This window comes from Niabella sp. ZPM-14, from assembly GCF_055693045.2.
Window position 1 is genome coordinate 3,065,195 of the sequence record NZ_CM181148.1, and the last position, 25,740, is coordinate 3,090,934.

The following is a 25,740-nucleotide window of genomic DNA, read 5'->3' on the forward strand; positions in this document are numbered from 1 at the left end:
GGGCCCGGCTGTGGTGCTGCTATCTGCATAAATTCCGCCAGCTGGCGGGCACTGCACCCTCCGGAAAAGCCCGGCAACCATATATCGATTGTCCTCCGCTCCTTCAGGGAGAAAGAGGTTAACAAAATAAAAAATGAACAAGTACGAATTAGACTATTTGGAGCAACTCGAAGCTGAAAGTATTTTCATCATGCGCGAGGTAGCTGCCCAGTTCGAGAAGCCGGCATTGCTTTTCAGTGGCGGTAAAGATTCCATCACGCTCGTGCAGTTAGCAAAAAAAGCTTTTGCGCCCGGCAAGATCCCTTTCCCTTTGGTACATATCGACACGGGACATAACTTCCCCGAAGCGCTGGCCTATCGCGATGCATTAGCGAAGGAATTAGGCGCAGAGCTGATCGTACGTAAGGTAGAAGATACGATCAAGGCTAAAAATCTCACCGAGCCCAAAGGTAAATTTGCCAGCCGCAACTGGTTGCAGACACACACTTTATTAGACACGATTGAAGAGTTTAAATTTGATGCCTGCATTGGCGGCGCCCGTCGCGATGAAGAGAAAGCCCGCGCCAAAGAGCGGATATTCTCCGTGCGTGATGAGTTTGGCCAGTGGGATCCGAAGCTGCAACGCCCGGAATTATGGAACATCTATAACGGCCGCATTCACAAAGGCGAGAACGTACGGATATTCCCCATCAGTAACTGGACCGAGCTCGATGTGTGGAGCTATATCAAAAAAGAAAAAGTAGAATTACCTTCTATCTATTTTGCTCATGACAGGGATGTGCTCGTACACGAAGGCCAATTGATCGCTGTGTCTGATTTCATAACAATAGAGGAGACAGATACGATCGTCAACAAACGCGTGCGTTACCGCACAGTGGGCGATATGACCTGTACCGCTGCTGTCGAGTCCAATGCTGAAACTTTGGACGAAGTGGTAAATGAAATCATGGCTACGCGCATTTCTGAGCGCGGCGAAACCCGCATCGACGACCGTGTGACCGAAGCCGCTATGGAAGACAGGAAGAAGGGGGGCTACTTTTAGTCCCCCAGCCCCTAAAGGGGTGTTTATGTTCTTTTCAATAATACTTTTCATTTCTCGGTGTGATTCACTGATACAAAAATATATTCCCCTTTAGGGGTTAGGGGTTCTATGGACATTCTACGATTTATAACAGCAGGAAGTGTTGATGATGGCAAAAGCACGTTGATCGGCCGTTTGTTGTACGACAGCAAAAGCATCTTGGTAGATCAGCTGGAGGCTTTGGAAAAGCAGTCCAAAAACAAAAACGCTGACGGTATTGATCTCGCGTTGCTCACAGATGGTTTGCGTGCCGAGCGCGAACAAGGCATCACGATCGATGTCGCTTATCGTTATTTCAATACACCGAGAAGGAAATTTATTATAGCCGATGCGCCCGGCCATGTGCAGTATACCCGCAACATGATCACCGGCGCTTCCAATTCAAGCCTGATCGTGATCCTCATCGATGCGCGTGCCGGTGTGATCGAGCAAACACGCCGCCATTCGATCATCGCCTCTTTGTTGAAAATGCCCCACGTAGTGGTAGCCATCAATAAGATGGATCTGGTAGATTTCTCAGAAGAAAGATACAACGAGATCAAATCGGATTATGAGAAAGTAGCCAGTCAGTTGAAACTAACCAACATTACTTACGTTCCCATTTCCGCTTTGAATGGTGATAATATTGTAGCACCTTCAGAGAAGATGTCCTGGTACAAAGGACAGCCGCTGTTGCAGTTTTTAGAAGAGGTCGAGGTTTCCGAAGATATTAATCATACAGATCCGCGTTTCCAGGTGCAGTATGTTATCCGCCCCCAAACAAAAGAGTTGCACGACTACCGCGGCTATGCCGGCGAAATCGTAAGCGGCGTGTATAAAAAAGGGGATAAGATCACCGTATTACCTGCAGGCATTGAAACCACGTTATCCAAAATCGAAATTGCCGGCCAAGAAGTAGAAGAAGCTTTTGCGCCACAGGCCGTTGTATTGCATCTGGCCGATGATATTGACGTAAGCCGTGGCGATACTTTCGTTCACACCGGCAACCAACCAAAGGTGGAAAGTGAGATCGAAGTGATTCTGTGCTGGCTCGACAACAAGCCATTGATACAGGGCAACAAATATTTTCTCCAGCATAAAGGCAGGTTGCTGCGCACCATCGTTAAAGAGATCGAATATAAGCTGGATGTAAACACGTTGGAACACACGCAGGTTACCGATAATGTTAAACTAAACGAAGTGGTAAAAGCCAGGATTAAAACGGCTCAACCGCTGGTTTACGATCCGTTCGACAAGATCAGCGACTATGGCAATGCGATCTTAGTAGACGAAACCAGCAACAGTACGGTGGCGGCTGTATTGTTGTCGTAGTTCGTCATCCCGAGCGAAGTGAAACGTAGCCGAGGGATCTCCTTATAAAAAGAAGTAAGCTACTATTACATAAAAGATTTCTCACTCCGCTGTTGCTACGTTCGAAATGACGGGACGCAAAAATTTGCCGTATAGATTTAGTATAGAACAAATACCATTTATAAATAAGTAATGATCATTCCTCACCATAAAGCAGTAACTCCGCAAACCGGCATTGGGTCCGTCGTTCTTGCGGCTGCCGGGCCTGGCGATCATGATCTGATTACGGTAAAGGCTGCCAACGCATTGAAAGAGGCGGAGGTCGTATTGATTGATCGATTGGTAAGCGAGGTAATCCTGCATCGGTATGTTTCTGCCCATGCAGAAGTCATCCGGGTGGGAAAAGAATGTCGTAATAACGTATCCACACCGCAGGAAGTCATCAACCAGCTTTTGGTCAAATATGCGCTGGAAGGAAAAAGAGTCGTCCGGTTAAAAGGCGGAGACGTATCGATCTTTTCAAACGTGCTGGATGAACTGCAGGTACTGGTAGCGCATCAGATCCCGTATGAAATTATTCCGGGCGTGACTGCGTCTTTAGGGGCGGCGGCTTATGCCGGTATCCCGCTTACAGCCCGTGGCTATGCCACTTCCGTAAGGTTTCTTACTTATTACAAATCTGATATTGTAACAGACGAGCATTGGAAAGACCTGGCCAAGACCCACGACACGTTGGTTTTTTATATGTCGTCCGGGACCTTGCAAAATGTAGTAGCAAAGCTGATGGAGTTTGGTGTTGCCAAAGACGTACATGTGGCCGTAGCCGAGCAGGCTACTACCTGTTATCAGCGGATTCACGAGTGCAATATCTATGAATATGCTGCCAAACTGAAACATAAAAAATTTGCTTCTCCTTCGTTGGTCATTATTGGTAAAGTGGTGGCGCTGCACCAGCAATTTAAATGGTTAAAAAACAGCGAGCACGATCAACAATATTTTGTATCAGTAGGAGAAGGAATACAAAACATAAACGAACTTAATAAACCTGTAAAGCATGTTATCTGAAGATAAACTGCAGAAGATTAAAGATTTTACGTCCACGCTGTCGCGTGAGGAACTGATTTGGTTGAATGGCTATATCGCCGGGAAAGCGGGTGGATTGCAGGCTGCTTCAGGCAGCGCAGCGCCTGCCGGCATTGCAAAAAAGATAACGCTTGCTTACGGAACCGAAACCGGAAATGCTAAAAAACTGGCCACTCAGCTGGCGGGCATAGCGAAGAAGAAAGGCATTGGCGTTAAGCTAGCTGGCCTCGATCAGTATCGTTTTAATGACCTGGCCAAAGAAGAATATTTCTTTGTCGTGATCAGCACACAAGGCGAAGGCGAACCGCCCTTGCTGGCCAAAAAGTTTTATGACCAGCTGCACGAAACGCAGGTGGAATTAAAAAAGATGAATTTTGGCGTGCTCGGATTGGGAGATACCTCCTATGCGCAGTTCTGCAAAACCGGGGAAGATGTAGATGCACGACTGGAAGCATTAGGCGCCCATCGCATGTTACCCCTGAAGAAATGCGATGTAGATTATGAGGAAGATTCGCTGCACTGGATCGACAACGTGGTAACCGCTTTGCAAACCAGCGTAGGAAGCGTGCCTGCTACCGCGGCCGCGGCCCCCGCCGAAGAGAAAAAACCTGCGGGAAAAAAGCACTATAAAGGCACGATTGTGACCAGTATCAACCTGAATGATCGCGGTAGCAATAAAGAGACTTATCACGTAGAGATCAGCACGGATGAGGACCTGGATTATTTACCGGGTGATGCGCTGGGTATCATTCCACCCAACTGCGATGCGGCTGTTCAGCAAGTGATCGAATTAACAGGCATTGACCCCAAACTGGAAATACAAACCGCAAAAGTTACCGCTCCGGTAGAGGAGTTGCTTCAGAAACACCTGAATATTTTATATCCTTTAAAATCTACCATCAAGCAGTATGCGGCGATAACAGGTCATGACATACCGGAAGAAACCCGGTTGAGTCTTCCCGATCTGCTGAAGCAATTTCCGGTTAAGGACGCTAAGATGTTTGAAGAAATAGTAAAGATCCTGACGGCACAGGCGCCGCGCTTGTATTCGATTTCTTCTGCACCGGGAAGTCATGGGTTGAATGAAATTCACATTACGGTAAGCAAAGACGAGTATTATGTAGAAGATGAGAAGCGCACGGGCGTAAGCAGTGAATATTTCTCCACAAAGCCCGTCGGCACTGAGTTTGAGTTCTTCATCCAAAAACAGAAGCATTTCCGTTTGCCGGCAGAAGATAAAGATGTGATCATGATCGGCCCCGGAACCGGCATTGCTCCGTTCCGTTCTTTCATCGCTGAGCGCGATGCGCAGGCAGCAAGTGGCCGCAACTGGCTGTTCTTTGGCGAGCAGCATTTTGTAACGGACTTTTTATACCAGACTGAATTGCAGGATTATTTACAAACAGGTGCGTTAGCCAATCTTGATGTAGCTTTCTCCCGCGATCAGAAGGAAAAGATCTATGTGCAGCATCGTATGAAAGAGAAAGGAGCAGAATTATATGAGTGGTTGCAAAACGGCGCTTATATGTATATCAGCGGAAAACGCGAACCAACCAGCAAAGACGTTGAAAAAATGCTGGTAGATATTTTCAAAGAACACGGCAACAAAACGGAGGAAGAGGCAGAACAGTACCTGCATCAGTTAGTAGAAGAAGGACGTTGGGAGAAGGATGTATATTGATAGAGAAGTTAACAAGTTAAAAGGTTAATAAGTTGAAAGGGATAAAGGGTTCCTTGCCAACTTATCAACAGGTAAACATATCAACTATAAGATGAGCGAACAATCACCAGTAGAGAAAATAAAAATAGCCAGTAAAGGGTTGCGCGGCACGTTGAAAGAAAGCCTGCAGGATAATTATACGGGCGCAGTGCGCGAAGACGATACGCAGTTAATGAAGTTTCACGGCATGTACCAGCAGGATGATCGTGACAGGCGCGAAGAGAGGAGCGCGAAGAAGCTGGAATGGCTGTACTCCTTCATGCTCAGGTTGCGCCTTCCCGGCGGGTTTTTAACGCCGGAGCAATGGGTAGCGATGCACCATGTAGCGGGCGAGCATTCCACCGGAACGATAAAGATCACCACCAGGCAAACGGTACAGTTGCACGGCATTTTGAAATCGCATATCAAACCCACCATGCAATCTTTCAACCTGGCCGGGCTGGATTCTATTGCCACCTGCGGTGATGTGAATCGAAACGTATGCTGCACCTCCAATCCCGGAGAATCGCCGGTGCATGAGGAAGTGTTTCAGTATGCGTCCAAGATCAGCGAGATGGCGAAACCCAAAACCCGCGCCTGGTACGAGATCTGGATTGGTGAGGAAAAAATTGGTGAGAAGGTAGAAGAAGATCCTTTGTATAAAGACCGGTACTTGCCGCGTAAATTAAAGATAGGGATCGCTGTTCCGCCTAATAATGATGTCGATATATTTATCAATGATATAGCGTTGATCGCGATCATCGAAAACGACAAGTTGATAGGTTTCAACCTTGCTGCCGGCGGTGGTTTAGGTACTACCCATGGCAATCCGAATACCTACGCCAGGCTGGCTACCGTGCTGGGATTTGTAGAGAATAATGAAGAAAAAATATTGAAAGCGGTGTACGAAACAATCACCGTTCAGCGGGATTACGGTAACCGCAGCGATCGCAAACTCTCCCGCTTAAAATACACGATCGATAAGCTGGGCGTAGACAAATATCGCGAAGAGGTCGAAAAGCGTTGCGGCTTCAAGCTGGAGCCTGCAAAACCTTTCGAGTTTACCGAGCGCATCGACCGCTACGGCTGGGTGCAGGATCACCGCAAGAACTGGAACTACACCGTGTTTATTGAAAACGGGCGCGTGCTCGACGGGGAAGGTATCGACCTCAAAAGCTGCCTGTTAGAGATTGCGGAATTGGGTAAGTGCAACTTCCGGTTCACGGCCAATCAGAATGTGATCCTCACGGATATCAATGAAAAAGATAAGGCTGCTATTGAAGTGATATTGAACAGGTATGGCGCGATCGAACATACGAACAATGCCGGCGCATTGCGTAAAAATGCCATCGCCTGTGTGGCTTTCAATACCTGTCCGCTCGCGCTGGCCGAAGGACAAAGGTACCTGCCTACTTTGATTTCAAAGCTTGAACCGATACTGGAAAAGCACAGCATGCACCATGATAACCTGGTAATGCGGATGACCGGCTGTCCTAATGGCTGTGGCCGTTCTCCAAATGCTGAAATTGGATTTGTGGGCACCGCCTATGGAAAGTATAACCTGCACATCGGTGGTGACCGGCTGGGGCAGCGCTTAAACACTAAATATAAAGACAGCCTCGACGAAGCACAGATCTTGGATACCCTGGACGGCTTATTTGGTGTGTATCAGAAAGAGAAGAAAGGGGATGAGACCTTCGGGGATTTCTCATACCGCAAATGGATTTTGTGATTAGCAAATAGTTAATGGTTCATTGCGATGGATACCATGAGCCATAATTCATAAACCATGAACCCAACAAACATGAACAATAAAAGCTTTATCAAACTGTTGTTGCAAAACAATGCCCGGTTAGGGAATCTTCCTGACAAGGATCTCGCGCATCAGTTTATAGATGATATTTTTCAGTTTTTATTTATACCGAAAACCGGTGTGAATCAAAAAGAGACCGATCTTGAAAAAGGTTTGTATGCCTTGAAAAGTCATTTGGCAACATTGATCTATGATGTGGTAAATGACGGTGCCAAGTCGCAAACCCAGGCGGAGTCGTTCTTTGAGGCATTGCCCCGGGTATATGCAGACTTGCAAAAAGATGCAGCGGCCTTTATCGCCAATGATCCCGCCGCGTTGAACATCAGCGAAGTGCTGCAGGCGTACCCCGGATTTTATGCCATTGCGGTCTACAGGATCTCGAATCAGTTGTGGAAGCAAGGCATTAAAAACCTGCCAAGGATCTTTACCGAATACGCGCATAGCAAAACCGGAGTAGATATACATCCGGGCGCTACCATTGGCGACAACTTTTTTATTGATCATGGCACCGGCGTAGTAGTAGGCGAGACCACGGTGATCGGGAACGATGTGAAAGTCTACCAGGGCGTGACCATTGGGGCTTTAAATTCTGCCAAAGGCAAGAAGAAAACAAAACGTCATCCGACTATTGAAGATAATGTCATCATCTATTCCGGTGCGACCATCTTAGGCGGCGAAACCGTTATTGGCCGGGATAGTGTGATTGGCGGTAACGCATGGATCACCTTTAGCGTCCCTGCCAACTCTCTTGTTTATAACCAGAGCGAGGTCGCCGATAAGGATAGCTTCTCTCACAAAGATTCCGTAAGCAAGATCTTACAGGCTTCCAAAAAATAATAAGACGCGGCAGGACGAAGTCTGTACATTTCGTCCTGTTGGCAATCCGATATTCCGTATTTGATCTCTGATATAAGATCAACATTTTAATCACTGTATCCCTTCGAAACGAATTTGAGCGAAACCTCCCATAACAGTAATCCATCTGGTTCCGGTAACAACCTGTTTCCTGTCTTTATCAAGCTGGAAGGGTTGAAACTACTGGTCATTGGCGGAGGTCCCATCGGGTTAGAAAAGCTGCAGGCAGTGATCAAAAATGCGCCGGCCACTTCAGTAAAGCTCGTAGCTGTCGAGATCAGTGAAGCAGTCAGATCATTTGCGGCACCGTTACCCAATATCAGCCTGGAGCAAAGAGCTTACCTGATATCAGACATACAGGAAGCAGATCTCGTCATCGCAGCTGTTAATGACATCACGGTAGCTACGCAGATCAAAGCCGATGCAGATGCCTGCGAGAAGCTGGTGAACGTGGCCGATGAACCCGACCTCTGCGATTTTTATCTTGGTTCCGTAGTAAAAAAGGGCAACCTGAAAATTGCTATTTCCACCAACGGAAAATCTCCCACTATCGCTAAACGGCTAAAAGAAACGCTCAACGAAGCGATTCCTGATGAGATCGACCAGGTGCTGGATAACATGCAGGCTTTAAGAAATAAACTCTCCGGTGATTTTGATCACAAGGTCAAAGTGCTCAACAATGTTACCAGGTCGCTTGTAGACAGCCCGGACGAAGCTTTACAGGAATACGAAACCAACGACGAAGCAGCGGCGGAAATCGTCGAATCCACGGACGTCGTAGCCACCGCCCAGAAAAGTACGAACTGGTATCTGATCGTGTTGGGAATTGTTTTGCTGGTCGGATTGAGTGTGTATGCGTTGTATTCTTTCGGCCTCGTCGACGATGTGTTGCAGGTATTGAACAAAGACCATCACCTCTTCTACTGGATGTTGCTTACAGGCTTTCTCGCCGAGATCGTTGCCGGTTCTATGGGCATGGGTTATGGCGTTATCTGTACTACTATTCTGTTAATGATGAACGTGCCTCCGCCTGTTGTGAGTGCCAGCATTCATTCGGCAGAGTCTTTTACCACCGCTGCCGGCAGCATCAGCCATTTCAAGCTGGGCAATGTCAATAAAAAGCTGATGAAAGCGTTGGCTTTGCCCGCGATCATTGGTGCGGTGATCGGTGCATTATTACTGACCTATGTCGGTGAAAAATATGCTGCCATCACAAAGCCTTTTATTGCTGCGTACACCTTGTATCTCGGTGCGCGCATATTAATGAACGTCTTCAAGAGCAGGGACAAAGCTGTCATCAAAAAGAAAAAGACCAACATTCCGCTGTTGGGTTTGGTAGGGGGCTTCATCGATTCCTTTGGCGGTGGTGGTTGGGGCCCTTTGGTTACCGGCACCTTTATCAAAAATGGTCGCACCCCCCGCTATGTTGTAGGAAGCTCTACCGTCGCAAAATTCATACTGACGGTCACCAGTGCCGTTACATTTGTGTTCACTATTGGTATATCCCACTGGAACATTGTTGCAGGGCTCTTAATAGGCGGCATTATCACGGCGCCATTCTCAGCTATGCTCACCGCTAAACTTCCGGTAAAGAAAATGTTTTTAGTGGTGGGGGTGCTGGTAATCGTAATGAGCCTTATCACTATTTGTAAGGCCCTGTTTACTTAGAAAAATTTTTTGAGAAATTACCCTACTTGTTTGGTAGACTAATAATTTCATCTATATTTGCACTTCTATTTACGTTTTATGTATCAGGAAATACAATTTTCATGTTGTTGTAAGCCCCGTCAATACTGGATGCGCACTTGCTGTTAAGTAAGAGCTCATTCCTTTTTTTTATACAATTAGTCTACTTAATCTATAGACTATAATCGACGCTACTCTAAACCATTCCAAAATAAAAATCCAATAAGAACAATGAAATCGCAACCAAGAAAGTTTACGCGCATCGGTTCATCATCTGTCAGGTTCCGGCTCATCGCGACCCTGCTTTTCGTGGCTATTCCTTTTTTCACAAAAGCACAATTGACCGGTCGGGTGGTGAATGAAAATAACACAGGCCTACCTGGAGCAAGCGTTGTGATCAGGGGAACATCCCAAGGTATTACAACCGATACATCCGGCGTTTTCACGCTGACACCGGTACCGGCTACGCCCTTCACGATCTCCGTTTCATCCGTCAACTATGCGCCACGAAATGTGGTGATCCGGTCTGTTCAGGACACGGTGCTGATCCGGCTCGAAGTGGTTTACCAGACCGACACCGTAGTGATCACTTCCAGGAGAAGACGGGAGCTGTCGCAGGATGTGCCGATCTCCGTATCTGTGATCGGAGGTAGCCAGATTGCAGAAACCGGCGCTTTCAACGTAAACCGGGTCAAGGAACTGGTGCCTTCCTTGCAGCTTTACACCTCCAATCCCCGCAACACGGGGATCAATATCCGCGGGCTGGGCTCTCCGTTTGGATTGACCAACGACGGGCTCGATCCCGGTGTGGGCTATTACGTGGATGGGGTTTATTATGCACGTCCGGCTGCTGCAACATTGGACTTTATTGACATAGAGCGGTTCGAGGTGCTGAGAGGGCCGCAGGGAACTTTGTTTGGTAAGAATACGACTTCCGGTGCCATCAATATCACCACCAAAAAGCCAAGTTTCGTGCCCGGTGGCAACCTTGAAGTGAGTTATGGAAATTACGGCTATATACAAGCCAAAGCTTCTGTGACAGGTCCGCTCACGAGGCGTTTGGCCGCAAGAGTATCCTTCTCGGGAACACAAAGGGACGGCGTAGTCAAGAATGTCCGCACCGATAAGTATACCAATGATATCAACAACCTGGGCCTGCGCGCGCAGTTCCTGTACAATGTTTCAGACAATACCCAGGTGACGCTCGCGGGCGACTACAATAAGCAAAGGCCCGACGGTTATGCGCAGGTAGTAGCAGGCGTAGTTCCTACGAAAAGACCGGCATACCGGCAATTCAACGCCATTATTGCCGATCTGAATTATACCTTGCCGAGTACGAATGCGTTCGACCGGGTGATCGATCATGATACTCCCTGGAATTCGGGCAATGAAATAGGAGGGGGATCTTTCAACATTGATTCAAAGATCGGCCCCGGTACCCTGACCGCCACAACAGCTTACCGCTACTGGATCTGGGAACCCTCCAATGACCGGGACTTCACGGGTTTGCAGGCATTGGCCAAATCACAAAATCCATCGAAGCATAAGAGCTTTTCGCAGGAGATCAGGTATGCGGGAGAGATCAACAACCGGCTCAGTGGTGTGGTAGGTGTCTATTACATCGGCCAGGAAGTAAAGACCACGGGTACCGAAGAATCTGGCCGCGATCAATGGCGCTTCTCACAAAGCTCTACCAGCGACCTGTGGAAAACGCCCGGCCTGTTTGAAGGATATGGCATCAAAACCAATTCTTCTATTAAGTCCTTAAGTGCAGCCGTATTCGCCAACATTGATTGGGAAATCGTGAAGCACCTGCACCTGCTGCCCGGCATCAGGCTGAACTATGACGAGAAAACGGTTACCTACAACCGGGCAACTTATGGCGGCTTACAAACCACCGATCCGGCGCTGTTGGCATTAAAAAGGGGTGTTTACAGCGATCAGTCATACGACGCCGATGCCTATGAGCGCAATGCTACTTACCAGGCAACACTGGCTTACCGGCCTTCCGGGAGGATCAACACTTTTGCTACCTATGCCACCAGCTATAAACCTGTGGGAGTTAACGTAGCGGGCTTGCCCACGGTCAACAATCAGCCGGCAACCGATCTCGCTGTGATCCGCCCGGAATATACCAGGCATTATGAGGTGGGTGTTAAAACGACGCCGACCAACGATATCACGTTCAACGTTACCGTGCATCATTCGGATATCAGGGATTATCAAACCAATGTGCAATCGCCTGAGCTGGGCGTGAATAGGGGCTACATCGCCAATGCCGACAAGGTTCGTGTGCGAGGTGCCGAGTTGGACGCGACATACCGGCTCAACCATCATTTCCATTTTTACGGAGCTTTGAGCTATACCGAAGGGAAATATGTAAAGTTTACCAACGCGCCGCTGCCGTTGGAAGAGACCGGTGCCACGAATGCTGATGGCGTTCAGGTAGCGTTCAAAGATATCTCCGGCGGGGATCTGCCGGGTATTTCCAAATGGAGCGGCTCTGCGGGCGGGGAATATTCCACACCATCATCCTTGTTTGGTCGTGCCAACCGCTTCTTTATCGGGCTCGACGCATTCGGCAGATCTTCCTTTTCCTCCAGTCCTTCGCCTTCAGCTTACCTGAATATCCCCGGCTACAGCCTGGTTAATGCGAGATTGGGATTCCGCGCGGCGAAAGGCTTTTCTGCCTTTATCTGGTCGAGAAACCTGTTCAACAAAGATTATTATGAGCAACTGCTGCCGGCCGGTGGAAATGCGGGCCATTATGCAGCGGTGCTGGGCGATCCGAGAACCTACGGCATCACCTTAAATTATACGTTCAACGGCCGCAATTAAGACCCGGAAGGTTTTTGAAACTGCACAGGTCTTAACACTGGCGCTTCATCAAGCATAACAAAGGATTTTTTATTTTGGCAATCGATAGCCCGCTGTTTTTACAGGGGGCTTTTTCCTTTAAACCTTGCCCGATTCCCGGAGTCCAAGTGCCTGTATTTTACATCTTTCCAAACAGAAGTTGCAGGAAATTAACATTTAAAACGTCAAAGGGTGTATGAGAAAATGGCTGACGGTTTTTTGCTTTATACTGTACCAAACGGTGTCCTCGCAGGGAGTGCCTAAAGAATTGTACTTCCAGCCCGGATTTGCCTCCGGCGCGGGCGTTTCCAAGGTCTTCGAAGAGGTGAATTATATTCCCCTGCAAACGACCAAAAAAAGCCTTTTTGGGCGGATCCGGGAACTGATCGTTTCCGATCAATACTTTATCATCTGGGATTCGGATACCAACTTCATCTACTTTTTTGATAAAAAGGGAAAATTTATCAAGAAGTATCGCCCGCCCAACTGCACGATCAAGACGATCCAGTTAGACAAAGCACGGAATGCGATCTTCATTTCAGGCAGCAATAAAAATTTCAGCTTTTCAGCAGCAGAAGTTGAAAAAATGATGGAAGACCCTACCAACGCGTCTTTCGCGCGGTTCACCTGGTCGGCTTATTATGACTTGACAGATATTCAAAAGGAAAAAATAGAGCGCGTCAAAGGTTTTAGTCTTTCCCTGGTTTCGCCTGCCACTTACAACGATAATTGGTGGGCTTACAGCTATATATATTCCAATAGAAAATTTGCCGACAGGCTAGATTATCAACTGAAAATATATGATGGCAAAGAAAATATAAAAGGATACTTTCCTTACAATAAAAGAACAGACTCTTTTCATTACAAACCTGATCAGATCGTCTTTGTGCCCACTGAAGACAAAGACAGGATGTTGTTTACGCGGCCTTTCGATTACACTTTTTATGAACTGACAACAGACAGCGTCAGGGCGCTCTACAAACTCATCATGCCTATGGAGGTCTCATTGCCGAAGTCTTTCTTCTCTTTTCCGTTCCGCTCCCAGAATGACATTGATCAGTACCGCTCCCAAAATGGCAGCCTGGTGTGGGAGCTGGATAATGTTTGTAAGGCACAGCAATACCTGTTCTTTACACTCGATTACCACAAAAGCTGGCGGGAAAAATATTTCATGTATGATGAAACCTCCGGCCGCTTTTATAACACCACCAAGATCAGCGCCGACAGCACGAATGGCTTTTTGCCTGTATTGCCGGGCTATATACAATACAGGGATGATGAGTATATATACACCAGCGTGTCGTCCAACACTATGTTCCAAAGCCGGGATTATAATGAGAAGAGAGCGCCTCAATATCCGGCCGCTGTGAAGGAATATTTTGAAAAAGGGAACCGGATGGACAACCCCGTGATCATTCAATTAAAACTAAAAAATAAAATAGGATAATGCGGAGTTTATTGATCGTTTTAATCGTTTTGTTGCCTTCCGTGTTATTTGCTCAAAAAGACACAGCCCGCATCGGTTCGATAACGGGCATTGTGAAAGACTCTGCGGATGATTATGCCTTGCAATCGGTAACCATAACGGTATATAAAAATGCCGACTCTTCCCTGCTTACCTACCAGATCACTGGTGAAGATGGTGCATTCACACTCAGCGATATTCCTTTTTTTACGCCCGTAAATGTCAACTTTTCTTTCACGGGATACAGCCCCTATTCGAGAACAGTCACCCTTGATACGAATAACCGGGCCTTTAATTTCCGCAATGTGATGCTGCCCAAAAGCCAGGGCCTTTTGGATGAAGTGATTGTAAAAGCCGTAGTGCCCATTACCATGAATGGTGATACATTAGAGATCAATCCCGGCGCCTTCAAGCTGGACTCGAATGCAGTTGTCGAAGACATGCTGCGTCGTGTACCAGGTGTAACGATGTGGGGCGATGGAACCATTACGGTCAATGGCAAAACGGTCAATAACCTGTATGTGGACGGCAAGCCATTTTTTGGAAGTGATCCAACATTGGCTACTCAAAACCTGCCGAAGAACGCGATCGAAAAGATCCAGGTGTACCGGGAAGAAGATTATTCCAAAGACAACTTTGATGAAAATCCAACGGACTCTTTGCTGACGATGAACATCAAGCTCCGGGAAGATAAGCGGTTCGGCTACTTCGGTAAGGTGGGCGGTGGATTAGGTACAGACGACCGGTACGAGGTCGATGGCGCAGGACTGGCTTACAATAAAAAACTGAGAGGCGGCGCGGCTTTTAGTACCAACAATATCAATAAATCCGCGGGCTTGCAGGAGATGCTCCGGCAAAGCTCTTACCGCAATTATAACCCCAACAACCAGTATGTAGCCAACCTGAATGCGGATGGCATCAACCGGGTGCTGTTTGCGGGAGGCTTTATGCAATACGATTTTTCTGAGGTGAACAACAGCCGTTTAAATAACCAGATACGGGCGAATTATGATTTCAGGAATACGAACACCGTGCTCAGTTCACTGACGGATTCCAGGAACACGGCCTCCGATGAGATCATCCTGCAAAATTCCAGGCAGGAAAGCAACACGACTACTAACGCGCATAATGGCGCTGTGAACTATAACAAACGGGACCAGGATAAAGATTTTTCCGTTAATGCCAACCTGCGAAGCTCCGATAATAACAGGAGCTCCAACAGTTTTTCGACGCGGGCCAATGAAGGGGGTGCCGCTTTGAGCGAAAGTTCCAAATCCTCCTTCTCCCGTGGAAACAGCAGTGGCGTTGACTTTTCTACTTCTTTTAGAAACAAGGACGATGACGACCGCAACCTCAAAAGCTTTGGCATCAATTATAACCTTACTTACGATCAGAATGAAAATGAAAGCACGAGCATCACAGATTTTATTTCCTATGAAAATGCCAATGCCAACCGGTATTACAATCGCAGGAATGACAATACCTCCAACAATTTCAACAGCGCCCTCGGCATGAACTACAACGCGCTCAAGCGTTTGCTGTTCGGCAACTTCAATGTTTGGGATATCAATATGGTAGTAACCAATCACGTGAGTCTTTCCCGGTCAGATGCTGATATCCGCGTAAGTGATTACGATTCTCTGTCCGGAACCTATATTGCTAACGACTCACTGACGAATACTAACCGGGTGACCAGGATCATCGACCGCCCGGCGCTGCGCCTGTCCAAAAACTTTTCCCGGCGCCTGTCAGACCGCTTCAGCCGATACATTAACATCAATGCCAACCTGCAGGGGCAGCTGCTCAGCGAAAAAAATGAATCCAATTTTTCTTTTAGAAATATCGACCGGTCCTTCAACTTTTTCACGCCTTCTGCTTCGATCAGTTACAATTACCAGCGCTATAACAAGTATACTGTGGAAATGAACCTGTCCGGTAACTCTTCTCCGTCGATACCGACCATTGATCAGTTGAGGCCCATCGTTGATACCAGTGTCAACGTGTACAACATCAATTTTGGTAATCCCAATCTGCAGCCTTCTGTTACCAATGCGCTGAGCTTTAATTTCAATTACCGGCGCGAAGAGCCTTCCAAAAAAGCGGATTATAATTTCAACGTGGCAGCTAGTGTGAACGATATCAATGATGCCGTTGTAGACAGCAGCTTTTTCGACAAAGAGAGCGGCAGGAGAACGACCTACCTGATCAACATGGATGGCCGGCGGGTATACACGGCCAACTTCAGGGCAGGTACTTCTTTAAAGATGAAGAATAATAAAGTGTTACAGTTCAACTATTCCATAGGATATTCCAATACCACGTCTCCCAACTATATAGACGGCTTCTATACGATTGCCCGTGCGGATAATATCAATAACCGGCTGAATGTGTTTTACACACTCGGAGATATAGGAACAGTGCAGGTTTCCCAGAGTATTCAATCGAGCAACAGTACGCAAAGCCGCAATAATTTCGATGCGATCCGGGCCGTGAACTATGTAACCCAGGGCAACCTCAACATCAATCCGGTGAAGAACCTGACGATCAGCAATACCGTCAATTATGTCACTAACAACACAACGGGACAAAGCTCCACGCTATGGAACGCTTTTGCCACGTACCGCTTCCTAAGCAATAAACAGGCAGAGTTGAAGCTCTCTGCGATGGACATCCTGAAGCAAAACAAAAATATCACGACCACCGCGGTTGTGGGCAACCTGACAACGACCGTAAACAATGGCTTGCAACAATTCTTTATGGCGACGCTTTCTTATTATCCCAGGATGTTTGGCGGCAGGCAGTCCCGCTCAAGCCGCCGCAGCGAAGCCGGTGAAGTCCGCCGGGAGCGTCGCGTCGAAACGGAGAGGCGGACCGAACGCCGTTCATCCGGCGATAGCGGCACCGACCGGGGCCGGTCCGGTGGCATGAGAAGAAGGTAGTCCCGCTTCGAAGAACCCGCGCAAAAAACCGGATAAATTAACGGGAAGCGCTCCATCAGCTTACCTGCAGGATGCGCTTTTATCCTGGCTCTGAAGTGTAAAAAATCCTGCGTCCGCCACCTGTTGTAACCAGTGTATCGTTAACGATGCAAATTTCGTACATTTGCGCTCCGCAGGCGGATTTGTTTATTGTTCATCCTGCGTAATAAAATTGAACTAATAAAACGTTACGAACGTCCCCCGGTTCCCACGTTATATAAAGTTCCAATAGCAATATTGTAAACTTAAAATCGTCACGATGAGCGCAATAAGAGACTTATTGAACAAGCGCATATTGGTACTGGATGGGGCTATGGGCACCATGATACAGCGCTACCGGCTTACAGAAGAAGACTACAGGGGTGATCGCTTCAAAGACTGGCATACCGATGTAAAAGGCAACAATGACCTTTTAAGCATTACCCGGCCCGACGTTATCAAAGCCATTCACAAAGAATATTTACTGGCGGGTTCCGATATCCTCGAAACCAATACCTTCAGCAGTACATCTATTGCCCAGGCAGATTATGATATGCAATCCCTTGCGCATGATCTGAATGTGGCATCAGTACAATGTGCGCGTGAGGCAATAGATGAATTTGTCAATGAGCTGTCTGTTCCGGATGATCAGAAATCAGTCATCAGAAATCAGAAATTTGTGGCGGGAGCTATTGGTCCGCTCAATAAAACATTAAGCCTTTCTCCTGATGTCAACAACCCCGGCTACCGTGCCGTGACCTTTGATGAGGTGGTTGCTGCTTATACCGAACAAATACATGCCCTGATCGAAGCAGGCACGGATATTCTCCTGATTGAAACCATTTTCGACACGTTAAATGCCAAAGCCGCCATATTTGCTGCGAAAAAATATTTCAGAGAACATCCCGGAACAGAAAAAGAGATCATGATCAGCGGTACTATTACCGATGCTTCCGGGCGTACGCTCAGCGGACAAACCTTAGAAGCCTTCTATATCTCCGTAGCGCATGCCAACCCGTTAAGCGTTGGTCTGAACTGTGCTTTAGGTGCTAAAGAAATGCGGGCGCACGTAGAGGAACTGTCTCAGATAGCATCCTGTTATGTATCCGCTTATCCCAATGCCGGTTTACCCAATGCCATGGGAGAATACGACGAATTGCCTACAGAGACCGCGGCTTTCCTGGATGATTGGGCCAAACAGGGATTTGTGAATATCGTTGGTGGCTGTTGCGGTACCACGCCCGATCATATACGCGAGATAGCGAAAGCAGTAAAAGATATGACGCCGCGTGTGTTGCCAGTTGCAGAAGCAGCGTTGTAAAGAACATCTTCGCAGTAAGGCCAGCTTAACGCGGTTATCTATACAGCCAGAATCCGAGACACGAAAGAGTATCCCCAAAAATAGTTTGAAACAAAAATGTCAGAACAAGTTACCATAAAACCCTATCTCCGTCTTTCCGGTTTAGAGCCATTGATCGTTCGCCCCGAAACGAACTTCATCAATATTGGCGAACGCACCAATGTGACAGGCTCAAAAAAATTTGCCCGGCTTATCCGCGAAAACAAATACGAAGAGGCGTTGAGTGTGGCCCGCCAGCAGGTGGAAAACGGCGCACAGGTGATCGACATCAATATGGATGATGCCTTGCTGGACGGCGTTCAGGCGATGACTACTTTTATCAACCTGTTGCAGAGTGAGCCGGATATCTGTAAAGTGCCGTTGATGATCGATTCATCTAAGTTTGAGATCATCGAGGCGGGCCTGAAATGCGTGCAGGGCAAGTGCATCGTGAATTCTATCTCTTTGAAAGAGGGGGAAGCGAAGTTTATTGAACAAGCCATTACCTGCCAGAATTACGGAGCCGCGGTGATTGTCATGGCATTTGATGAGCAGGGGCAGGCGGATACCGAAGACAGGAAAGTGGAAATTTGTCACCGCGCCTACAAGATACTTACGGAACAGGTAGGATTCAAGGGCGAGGATATCATATTCGATCCCAACATTTTTGCGGTTGCTACGGGGTTAGAGGAGCACAACAATTATGGCGTTGATTTTATCGAGGCGACGCGTCGCATCAAGCAATTGATGCCGCTCGCGGGTGTCAGTGGGGGTGTGAGTAATCTCTCCTTCTCGTTCAGGGGTAATGAACCGGTCCGCGAAGCCATGCACTCCGTTTTCTTATACTATGCCATCAAAGCGGGCATGAATATGGGCATCGTGAATGCCGGTCAGCTTGTGGTGTATGATGAGATTGAACCGCAGCTGAGAGATTTATGTGAGGATGTGATCCTGAACCGGAACAACGAGGACAATGAGGCAACAGAAAAATTGATCGCGTTTGCTGAAACGGTAAAATCAGAAGGTAAAGTAGAAAAGAAAAATGACGCCTGGCGCCAGGCGCCGGTGGAAGAGCGCCTCAAGCATGCTTTAGTCAATGGGATCACCGATTATATTGATGAAGATACCGAAGAAGCAAGAGTAAAATATCCAAGACCCCTCGAAGTGATAGAGGGGCCACTGATGGCGGGAATGGACGTAGTGGGTGATTTGTTTGGCGCCGGTAAAATGTTTCTTCCGCAAGTGGTAAAAAGCGCCCGGGTGATGAAAAAATCAGTAGCCTGGCTGACGCCGTTCATTGAGCAGGAAAAGCTCAATAACCCGGTTGCCAACAAAGGCGGTGCGGGAAAAGTGTTGATGGCTACGGTGAAAGGGGATGTGCATGATATTGGTAAGAACATTGTAGGCGTGGTATTGGGATGTAATGGCTATGACGTGATTGATCTGGGCGTTATGGTGCCTGCCGATAAAATATTGGATACCGCAGAAAGGGAAAACGTGGACATCATTGGTCTCAGCGGCCTGATCACGCCTTCGTTGGATGAGATGGTGCACGTGGCCCATGAGATGAAGCGCCGCAATATGACGCAACCTTTGTTGATCGGCGGTGCCACGACTTCGCGCATGCACACGGCGGTAAAAATCGCTCCCCAATATGACAACGGCGTGATGCACATTTTGGATGCTTCCAGGAGCGTGACCGCAGTGAGCACCTTGCTCGGTAAAGAAAAGCAGGCGCTGCTTCAGAAAACAAATGAAGAATATGAGGGCCTGCGCAAGCAATTTGCCAACAAGAACAAAAAAGAACTGATCTCTTACCAGGACGCTGTTGCTGCGAAGGAACAGATGGACTGGGACAACTACGCACCCGTTAAACCGGCCCTGGATGGTGTGAAGGTGTTTAAGGATTATAGCCTGAAGGAGATTGCGCAGTATATCGACTGGAGCCCGTTCTTTATCGCCTGGGAAATGCCGGGACGATATCCCCAGGTGTTGGAAGATGAAAAGTTTGGGGCCGAAGCCAGGAAATTACTGGCCGAAGCTGAAAAAATGGTCGAGCGTATTGTCAATGAAAAATGGTTTACGGCAGATGGCGTGATCGGCTTCTGGCCGGCCGTAAGCAATAATGCAGATACCATTACTGTGACCACTCCAAACGGCGATGTGAAGTTGGAATCGTTGCGGCAGCAGTCTAAAAAGGCCGCCGGTCATGCCAGCTTTTCTCTGGCTGACTTCGTGATGCCAAGCCCAACCCTACGGGAGAGCCCGTTATCCGAAGAAGCAGCTAAAGTCCCATTGACGGACTACATGGGCGCTTTTGCCGTGACCATTCACGGGGCAAGAAAACATATTGATCAGTTTGCAGCGGCTTTCGACGACTACAATAAGATCATGGTGCAGGTGCTGGCGGACCGGTTTGTCGAAGCTTTTGCAGAGTGCCTGCATGAAAAGTCGAGAAAGGAATATTGGGGCTATGCAAAAGATGAAAATCTCTCCAATAAAGACCTGATCTGGGAAGAATATCAGGGGATTCGTCCGGCACCGGGTTATCCTGCCTGCCCGGATCATACAGAAAAAATAAAGCTCTTTGATCTGCTCAGTGTGACGGATAATATCGGTATCACGCTTACCGAGAGCCTCGCAATGGATCCTCCTGCTTCAGTTTGTGGTTGGTATTTTGCGCATCCTAAAAGCCATTATTTCGGTCTCGGAAAAATAGGGCGTGATCAGTTGGAAGATTATGCAAAGCGTAAAGGAATGAGCCTGGAAGAAGCGGAAAAATGGTTAAGCCCGGTGCTGGAATAGCATATCCGCTTTAGAAAGTATTTGTGCTGCATCAGATCGTTTCAGCAGAAAATATATCGGCTGAATCAATGTCTTGTATAAGCCAGCTGCCTTCGGCTATCTCAGCTTCCAATTCGCCGGAATCCCATCCACAGTAGCCGATACATATTTTGAGATCGTTGGAGGTAAGCTTCTTGTCGTTGATAAGCCTGATCACTTCTTTAAAATCGCCTCCAAAATAAAGGTCGTCAATCACATGGCTACCGCCAGGTATCAGCTCATTGCGGCGGTGGATGAAATAAAGATGTTCTTTATCGACCGGGCCGCCTTCGTATAATGGAAAAGCAGGACTGCTGCTGAATTCAACGAGCTCGTTTAAGGGCCGTTCAAAGACTTTATTGATCACGAACCCCAGCGCGCCTTTATCGTTGTACTCCGTGATAAGGATCAAGGAGTCATCAAAATTCGGGTCATCCATGGATGCCGAGCTCTGCAACAAAATACCGGGACGAATATGCATCTGCTATTTCTTTTTCTTGTACTTGATCTTCACGTTGGCTACACCCGCGTTGATCATATCTAAGCGCTTGGCCGCCTTTTTAGTCAGATCAATGATCCGGCCTTCCACAAAGGGGCCGCGATCGTTAATGACTACTTTTATTCTTTTGCCATTATTCAGATTTGTCACCTTTACTTTAGTGCCGAAAGGCAGCGTTTTATGAGCAGCCGTCATCTTCGTTTGCTTAAAAACCGCACCACTGGCGGTTTTCCGGCCGACAAACTTGTCAGCATAGTACGAGGCTTTCCCCGTCTCCGTTATTTTTCTGCTGCAGCTTACAAAGCCGAGAGCGCACACAAGAATGATTACCCAATATTTTCCGGACATAGTTTAATTATGTTATGGATCAAAAATAACAGATAGTTGGCACAACATGAGCATAACACCAGGCAGAAATGGCGGCTATTAGCTAATCAGGTGATTTAGAAGTTAAAGCGCAAGCTGCCGAATACGCCAAAGTTTTTGATGGAAGCAGCAGGCTGACTTTCGGGAAGAACCCGCCATATGAAGTCAACGCGCAATACACGTAGGATATTGTCAACACCGGTGCCCAGCTCCAGGTAGGTCTTACCATCTAATGATAAGAAGTTATTGCCCGGCTTGAAGTTCAAAGCCTTATTATCGGGAGACAGCGAGCCCCACAAAGCCTTGACGGTGTAGAACTGCCTGAACTTCAGGCGGGGCGCCAGTTTGAATATCCCGTTCCCGATATTATGTTCATAATTGATCCCGGCAAACTGATCGTGAATATACTGGTATCGGATCATAGTATTAAAAGCATACTTGTTATAATAATACAACTCATTGCCCGGAGCCACATCAAGAAAAGTATAGGGAGCAGTACCGAAGGTTTTTCCGGCATATACCTGGTAATTAATGATGCCAAAGGGAGGCGTTTTGATATAATCGGAAACGGCCACCAGCGCTTTTGAATAATGATACCTGCTGTTCAGGACACCCGGTACTGCTTTTGTGTAAGTCGCTTCCACAATGGGATAGGGGCTGCCCAGGCTCGCCCGGTAAAACGTAGATTCCAGGAATTTTTCAAGGAAGGCAAACCGGAGCCGAACAGCAAACTCTGTGGTTGTAAATCGCTTCATGCCGGGTTCGAAAGCCTCGGCTGGGAGCAGATTTGCCAAAGGTGTATAGGTTCGGTTGACCGCACTGGCCTTTACTGAAAAGCCGTTGCGCAGCTCATTAAAAAATTCAAAGCTGTATTCTTCCAGGTTGATGAACTTCATTGGTATATCTGGCTTGCGCACGGCAAAGGAAAAGATATTGTCAGAAGAGATCTCACCATAATATCGTTGACCGAAATCGAGGTCGTTTTTATAAGAGAGCGACCAGTATTGGCGGGGGTCTTTTCGGGGCAGGTAAAACAATTCGCCCATTCCCTTCAGTTTCCGGTCCTTAAAACCATAAGCCAGGTAGGTCTGGTACCTGAATTTCTTATTGAAATGCTTGTTGCTTCCCACGTCAAATCGCATCCGGAAGCCTTCCCATGCATTGCCCGAGAACCAGTTGTAGGCCGATCCGAATTGCACATTTCCGACATTGAAATATCCCGTGCCGATGAATTCGAGTTGCTTGGTCAGCTTTTGGTAAACAGGTGCATTTAAGATCGTATCGATCATCTTAACAATATTCCGTTCCGTTGTGCTCAGCTGTTCATGCCGCGCAGTATCCCAGTAGCTACGGTTTTTTTCCTGTGCATTGGTCAGTGTGATAATTTCCTCCTGTTCTTTGTTGAGCTGTAACTTTCTAACCACAGAGCTGTCATTCACTACCACGTTCCGGTAGGTGCTCGTTTTCCGGCCGATCAGTCCGGGTGTCTTATTACCGACGGGAGCGATGTCCACGACCAGCTTTTCACGGCTGACGAACCAGTTGCTATCGGGAAGGCGCGTGAATTCCTGGATGTAGCTGAATCGTTCCATGAAGTTCACATCTGCTCTTTTGTCCAGGGAAAGGTTCATCTTCTGAATAGCGAAAGTGCCAAAGTGTATCCAGCAATCACCTTCGAAGGTGTTCATGCCTTTTCGCCGGGGATGGAACAGCAAATGATAGTAGCGGTCTCCGCTGATATACTGCGTGTCAGCTACCGTATACTTATAATAGAAATCGCCATTATCGCTTACCGGGCTGATAAACTCTTTGTTGAATACATTAATGAAGTTGTTGTATACGTTGATCACCTGGTCCATTCCTCCCAGGAATTTTACCATGCTTTCGTTCTTGACGCCGTTCGTGTTCGCAGCGATAATTTCCTCACGACGTTTGAGCGGTTTTTTCTGGTAATAATAGTTGGATATAGCCTCCGTCAGGTAGGCCGGTAAGATCCGGATCCCTTCGGAAGTGTCTATGTTTTGATTGATCAGGTCGTTGAGCGGGCGCAGCGGTTTTAGCCGGGTAATTTTCTGAAGGCTTTTGAAATTCTTAAGATCTACTTCCAGTTTATTGTATAGCTCGTAAGAAAAGTTGTTGAATTTGTAGCGGTTGTTCTCCGGTTTGTGCTCAACCAGTTTCTTCCAAAGCCACAGGCCTTTATCGATCTTTGATTTCACGATCACCATGTCGCCGGTACCTCTTTCCAGGGGGATATTGACCGTCAGCTCGTTTGAGTCTTTATTGATCTTCAGGTAAAAAGGTTCATATCCGACATAAGTAACGATCAACGTGTCGGAAGGCCAGTCGCTGATCGAAAAGGCAAACCGTCCGGCAGAGTCTGTAATGGCGCCTGTATTGGTATCCTTAAACAGAACGGATGCGAAAGGAATCGCTTCCTCGCTATGTGCGTCTTTGACCAAGCCCCGCAGCGTCTTTTGGGAAAAGCCGGTTAAGTACCCCAGCAGGAAACAAATCAGGAGTAAAATCTTTAGGGTACGGTTCATCAGCTGCAAAGCTACGATTGTTTTAGATTGAAAAAGTGGCCCATGATACGCTTCCTTAAAGCAGAAAAAGAAGCGCCGCAAGGAGCTTTATATAGAAGCAAATTTTAATTATTTTTGTATCACTTATAAAATAAAAAAATATCTCATGTCACATCAAGCATCAGCCTTCGCCGAGATGGTGGATAAACTTCGGTATAAAAGCGAAGAGGAATTGAAGCATTTGTATCTGCTGATGTTTCAGGATGAGCTTGAGGATAAGTGGGCCGACAGCAAAAAAGATAACAACATGGCACCTGTTTCGGAAGAGATGATAGTATCCGCCATCATCGAAAACCGCTGCAAAGATCATGTTTAAGATCATCATAGACGCTAATGTGTGGATCAAATATGCCCGGGCGAAGATTATTGCGCCGTTATTAAATAGACTGGTGACCTATCGGTTAATTCCGGTCGTAAATAATTACCTTCTTTCAGGGATTTTTGAAGCGGTAAAGAACAATTGGATGCATGCGTCGGACGCTTATAAACTAATCTCCTATCACATGAGTGCTGATCCAAAAGATCATTACTTATTTGATCTTGCTATTCAGAATCGCTGTGTCTTTCTCATAACGGATGATTCTAAATTATTGGATCAGAAGTTCCCGCGTTTTTATATTCATTCTTCTTCCTGGTTTCTAAAAAAGTTTCCGGCATAGTGTTCCAGGCAATTCAACTTCATTAACTTCCATAACATGTTATCCGTACATAAATTTACTTTCAACCCGATCCAGGAAAATACATACGTGCTTTACAGCGACAATGGCGATTGCTGCATCATCGATCCGGGTTGCTACTTCGAAGAGGAGCGCCAGGAACTGGTTCGCTTTATTGCATCCCAACAGTTGAAGCCTGTGTTATTGCTGAACACCCATTGCCACCTGGATCATGTGTTCGGTAACAAATTTGTCAGCAATACCTGGAACCTGCCGCTGCACCTGCATCAGGCGGAGGAGATCGTGTTGAGCTTTGCTCCAAAATCTGCGGACATGTATGGACTGCCTTTCGACAATTATACCGGTGAGATGATCCACCTCCTGCCAGGCGAAAAGATCAGGATAGGCAACGATGAATTAGATATCCTGTTCACGCCGGGCCATTCACCCGGAAGTGTCAGTTTTTACAGCAAGGAAAATGGATTCATTATTAGCGGTGATGTGTTATTTAGCGGCAGTATCGGGCGCACTGACCTACCAGGCGGAGATTATGACCAGTTAGAGCAGTCCATTAAAACCCAACTCTACGTGCTGCCCGATGCCACAAAGGTTTATTCCGGGCATGGAGGCGGCACCAGTATAGGTTATGAAAAGAGAAACAACCCTTTTGTGCGGGAAGATTAGAAA

18 protein-coding genes are annotated in these 25,740 nt (G+C 47.2%); 15 read left to right on the plus strand and 3 right to left on the minus strand.

The window, feature by feature from the left end:
* Positions 1-133: 133 nt before the first annotated feature.
* The 12 genes from cysD to metH all read left to right on the plus strand — a co-directional run bounded on the left by cysD (position 134) and on the right by metH (position 20,929).
* Positions 134-1,042, plus strand: a complete 909-nt coding sequence (gene cysD, locus ACU37H_RS13015; protein WP_472703748.1) for a sulfate adenylyltransferase subunit CysD — start codon at positions 134-136, stop codon at positions 1,040-1,042.
* Positions 1,043-1,150: 108 nt separating this feature from the next.
* A complete protein-coding gene (locus ACU37H_RS13020) occupies positions 1,151-2,392 on the plus strand; it encodes a sulfate adenylyltransferase subunit 1 (protein WP_472703746.1) in 1,242 nt (413 codons plus the stop codon).
* Between the two features lie 171 nt (positions 2,393-2,563).
* Positions 2,564-3,436, plus strand: coding sequence for a uroporphyrinogen-III C-methyltransferase (gene cobA / locus ACU37H_RS13025; protein WP_472703744.1), 873 nt, complete (start codon positions 2,564-2,566; stop codon positions 3,434-3,436).
* Positions 3,426-5,135 carry a diflavin oxidoreductase gene (locus ACU37H_RS13030; RefSeq protein WP_472703742.1) on the plus strand — a complete coding sequence of 570 codons (1,710 nt, stop codon included), beginning with the start codon at positions 3,426-3,428 and terminating at the stop codon, positions 5,133-5,135. The genes cobA and ACU37H_RS13030 overlap by 11 nt, the downstream gene beginning before the upstream one ends.
* Positions 5,136-5,226: 91 nt before the next feature.
* Entirely contained in the window at positions 5,227-6,885 is a 1,659-nt protein-coding gene (locus ACU37H_RS13035; RefSeq protein ID WP_472703740.1) for an NADPH-dependent assimilatory sulfite reductase hemoprotein subunit, read from the plus strand.
* Positions 6,886-6,942: 57 nt separating this feature from the next.
* Positions 6,943-7,803, plus strand: coding sequence for a serine O-acetyltransferase EpsC (epsC, locus tag ACU37H_RS13040; protein WP_472703738.1), 861 nt, complete (start codon positions 6,943-6,945; stop codon positions 7,801-7,803).
* A gap of 114 nt (positions 7,804-7,917) precedes the next feature.
* Positions 7,918-9,489, plus strand: a complete 1,572-nt coding sequence (locus ACU37H_RS13045) for a TSUP family transporter (RefSeq protein WP_472703736.1) — start codon at positions 7,918-7,920, stop codon at positions 9,487-9,489.
* 249 nt (positions 9,490-9,738) lie between these two features.
* Positions 9,739-12,345 (plus strand): TonB-dependent receptor, encoded by a 2,607-nt coding sequence (locus ACU37H_RS13050; RefSeq protein ID WP_472703734.1) that lies wholly within the window; start codon positions 9,739-9,741, stop codon positions 12,343-12,345.
* 214 nt (positions 12,346-12,559) lie between these two features.
* Positions 12,560-13,810, plus strand: a complete 1,251-nt coding sequence (locus ACU37H_RS13055; RefSeq protein WP_472703732.1) for a 6-bladed beta-propeller — start codon at positions 12,560-12,562, stop codon at positions 13,808-13,810.
* Positions 13,810-16,767 (plus strand): outer membrane beta-barrel protein, encoded by a 2,958-nt coding sequence (locus ACU37H_RS13060; RefSeq protein ID WP_472703731.1) that lies wholly within the window; start codon positions 13,810-13,812, stop codon positions 16,765-16,767. The genes ACU37H_RS13055 and ACU37H_RS13060 overlap by 1 nt, the downstream gene beginning before the upstream one ends.
* Before the next feature lie 298 nt (positions 16,768-17,065).
* Positions 17,066-18,106 (plus strand): homocysteine S-methyltransferase family protein, encoded by a 1,041-nt coding sequence (locus ACU37H_RS13065; protein ID WP_472703729.1) that lies wholly within the window; start codon positions 17,066-17,068, stop codon positions 18,104-18,106.
* Positions 18,107-18,202: 96 nt separating this feature from the next.
* Positions 18,203-20,929: a methionine synthase gene (metH, locus tag ACU37H_RS13070; RefSeq protein ID WP_472703727.1), complete on the plus strand. Its 2,727-nt coding sequence runs from the start codon at positions 18,203-18,205 to the stop codon at positions 20,927-20,929.
* Between the two features lie 31 nt (positions 20,930-20,960).
* On the opposite strand, the gene ACU37H_RS13075 is transcribed toward metH, so the two are convergent.
* The 3 genes from ACU37H_RS13075 to ACU37H_RS13085 all read right to left on the minus strand — a co-directional run bounded on the left by ACU37H_RS13075 (position 20,961) and on the right by ACU37H_RS13085 (position 24,358).
* Complete coding sequence (locus ACU37H_RS13075; RefSeq protein WP_472703725.1) at positions 20,961-21,428, minus strand: YqgE/AlgH family protein; 468 nt, start codon at positions 21,426-21,428, stop codon at positions 20,961-20,963.
* Positions 21,429-21,431: 3 nt separating this feature from the next.
* Positions 21,432-21,794: a septal ring lytic transglycosylase RlpA family protein gene (locus ACU37H_RS13080; protein ID WP_472703723.1), complete on the minus strand. Its 363-nt coding sequence runs from the start codon at positions 21,792-21,794 to the stop codon at positions 21,432-21,434.
* Positions 21,795-21,889: 95 nt separating this feature from the next.
* Positions 21,890-24,358 (minus strand): DUF5686 and carboxypeptidase-like regulatory domain-containing protein, encoded by a 2,469-nt coding sequence (locus ACU37H_RS13085; protein WP_472703721.1) that lies wholly within the window; start codon positions 24,356-24,358, stop codon positions 21,890-21,892.
* 145 nt (positions 24,359-24,503) lie between these two features.
* On the opposite strand from ACU37H_RS13085, the gene ACU37H_RS13090 reads away from it, so the two are divergent.
* The 3 genes from ACU37H_RS13090 to ACU37H_RS13100 are packed head-to-tail and all read left to right on the plus strand — an operon-like array spanning position 24,504 to position 25,737.
* Positions 24,504-24,713, plus strand: coding sequence for a hypothetical protein (locus tag ACU37H_RS13090; protein ID WP_472703719.1), 210 nt, complete (start codon positions 24,504-24,506; stop codon positions 24,711-24,713).
* Positions 24,706-25,056: a hypothetical protein gene (locus ACU37H_RS13095; RefSeq protein WP_472703718.1), complete on the plus strand. Its 351-nt coding sequence runs from the start codon at positions 24,706-24,708 to the stop codon at positions 25,054-25,056. The genes ACU37H_RS13090 and ACU37H_RS13095 overlap by 8 nt, the downstream gene beginning before the upstream one ends.
* Before the next feature lie 36 nt (positions 25,057-25,092).
* Positions 25,093-25,737, plus strand: coding sequence for an MBL fold metallo-hydrolase (locus tag ACU37H_RS13100; RefSeq protein ID WP_472703716.1), 645 nt, complete (start codon positions 25,093-25,095; stop codon positions 25,735-25,737).
* Positions 25,738-25,740 lie beyond the last annotated feature (3 nt).

Bases quoted from the DNA above. Each gene is read 5' to 3' on its own strand.
- cysD (WP_472703748.1), top strand. From the start codon at position 134: ATGAACAAGTACGAATTAGACTATTTGGAGCAACTCGAAGCTGAAAGT.
- ACU37H_RS13020 (WP_472703746.1), top strand. From the start codon at position 1,151: ATGGACATTCTACGATTTATAACAGCAGGAAGTGTTGATGATGGCAAA.
- cobA (WP_472703744.1), top strand. From the start codon at position 2,564: ATGATCATTCCTCACCATAAAGCAGTAACTCCGCAAACCGGCATTGGG.
- ACU37H_RS13030 (WP_472703742.1), top strand. From the start codon at position 3,426: ATGTTATCTGAAGATAAACTGCAGAAGATTAAAGATTTTACGTCCACG.
- ACU37H_RS13035 (WP_472703740.1), top strand. From the start codon at position 5,227: ATGAGCGAACAATCACCAGTAGAGAAAATAAAAATAGCCAGTAAAGGG.
- epsC (WP_472703738.1), top strand. From the start codon at position 6,943: ATGAACCCAACAAACATGAACAATAAAAGCTTTATCAAACTGTTGTTG.
- ACU37H_RS13050 (WP_472703734.1), top strand. From the start codon at position 9,739: ATGAAATCGCAACCAAGAAAGTTTACGCGCATCGGTTCATCATCTGTC.
- ACU37H_RS13055 (WP_472703732.1), top strand. From the start codon at position 12,560: ATGAGAAAATGGCTGACGGTTTTTTGCTTTATACTGTACCAAACGGTG.
- ACU37H_RS13060 (WP_472703731.1), top strand. From the start codon at position 13,810: ATGCGGAGTTTATTGATCGTTTTAATCGTTTTGTTGCCTTCCGTGTTA.
- ACU37H_RS13065 (WP_472703729.1), top strand. From the start codon at position 17,066: ATGAGCGCAATAAGAGACTTATTGAACAAGCGCATATTGGTACTGGAT.
- metH (WP_472703727.1), top strand. From the start codon at position 18,203: ATGTCAGAACAAGTTACCATAAAACCCTATCTCCGTCTTTCCGGTTTA.
- ACU37H_RS13075 (WP_472703725.1), bottom strand. From the start codon at position 21,428: ATGCATATTCGTCCCGGTATTTTGTTGCAGAGCTCGGCATCCATGGAT.
- ACU37H_RS13080 (WP_472703723.1), bottom strand. From the start codon at position 21,794: ATGTCCGGAAAATATTGGGTAATCATTCTTGTGTGCGCTCTCGGCTTT.
- ACU37H_RS13085 (WP_472703721.1), bottom strand. From the start codon at position 24,358: ATGAACCGTACCCTAAAGATTTTACTCCTGATTTGTTTCCTGCTGGGG.
- ACU37H_RS13090 (WP_472703719.1), top strand. From the start codon at position 24,504: ATGTCACATCAAGCATCAGCCTTCGCCGAGATGGTGGATAAACTTCGG.
- ACU37H_RS13095 (WP_472703718.1), top strand. From the start codon at position 24,706: ATGTTTAAGATCATCATAGACGCTAATGTGTGGATCAAATATGCCCGG.
- ACU37H_RS13100 (WP_472703716.1), top strand. From the start codon at position 25,093: ATGTTATCCGTACATAAATTTACTTTCAACCCGATCCAGGAAAATACA.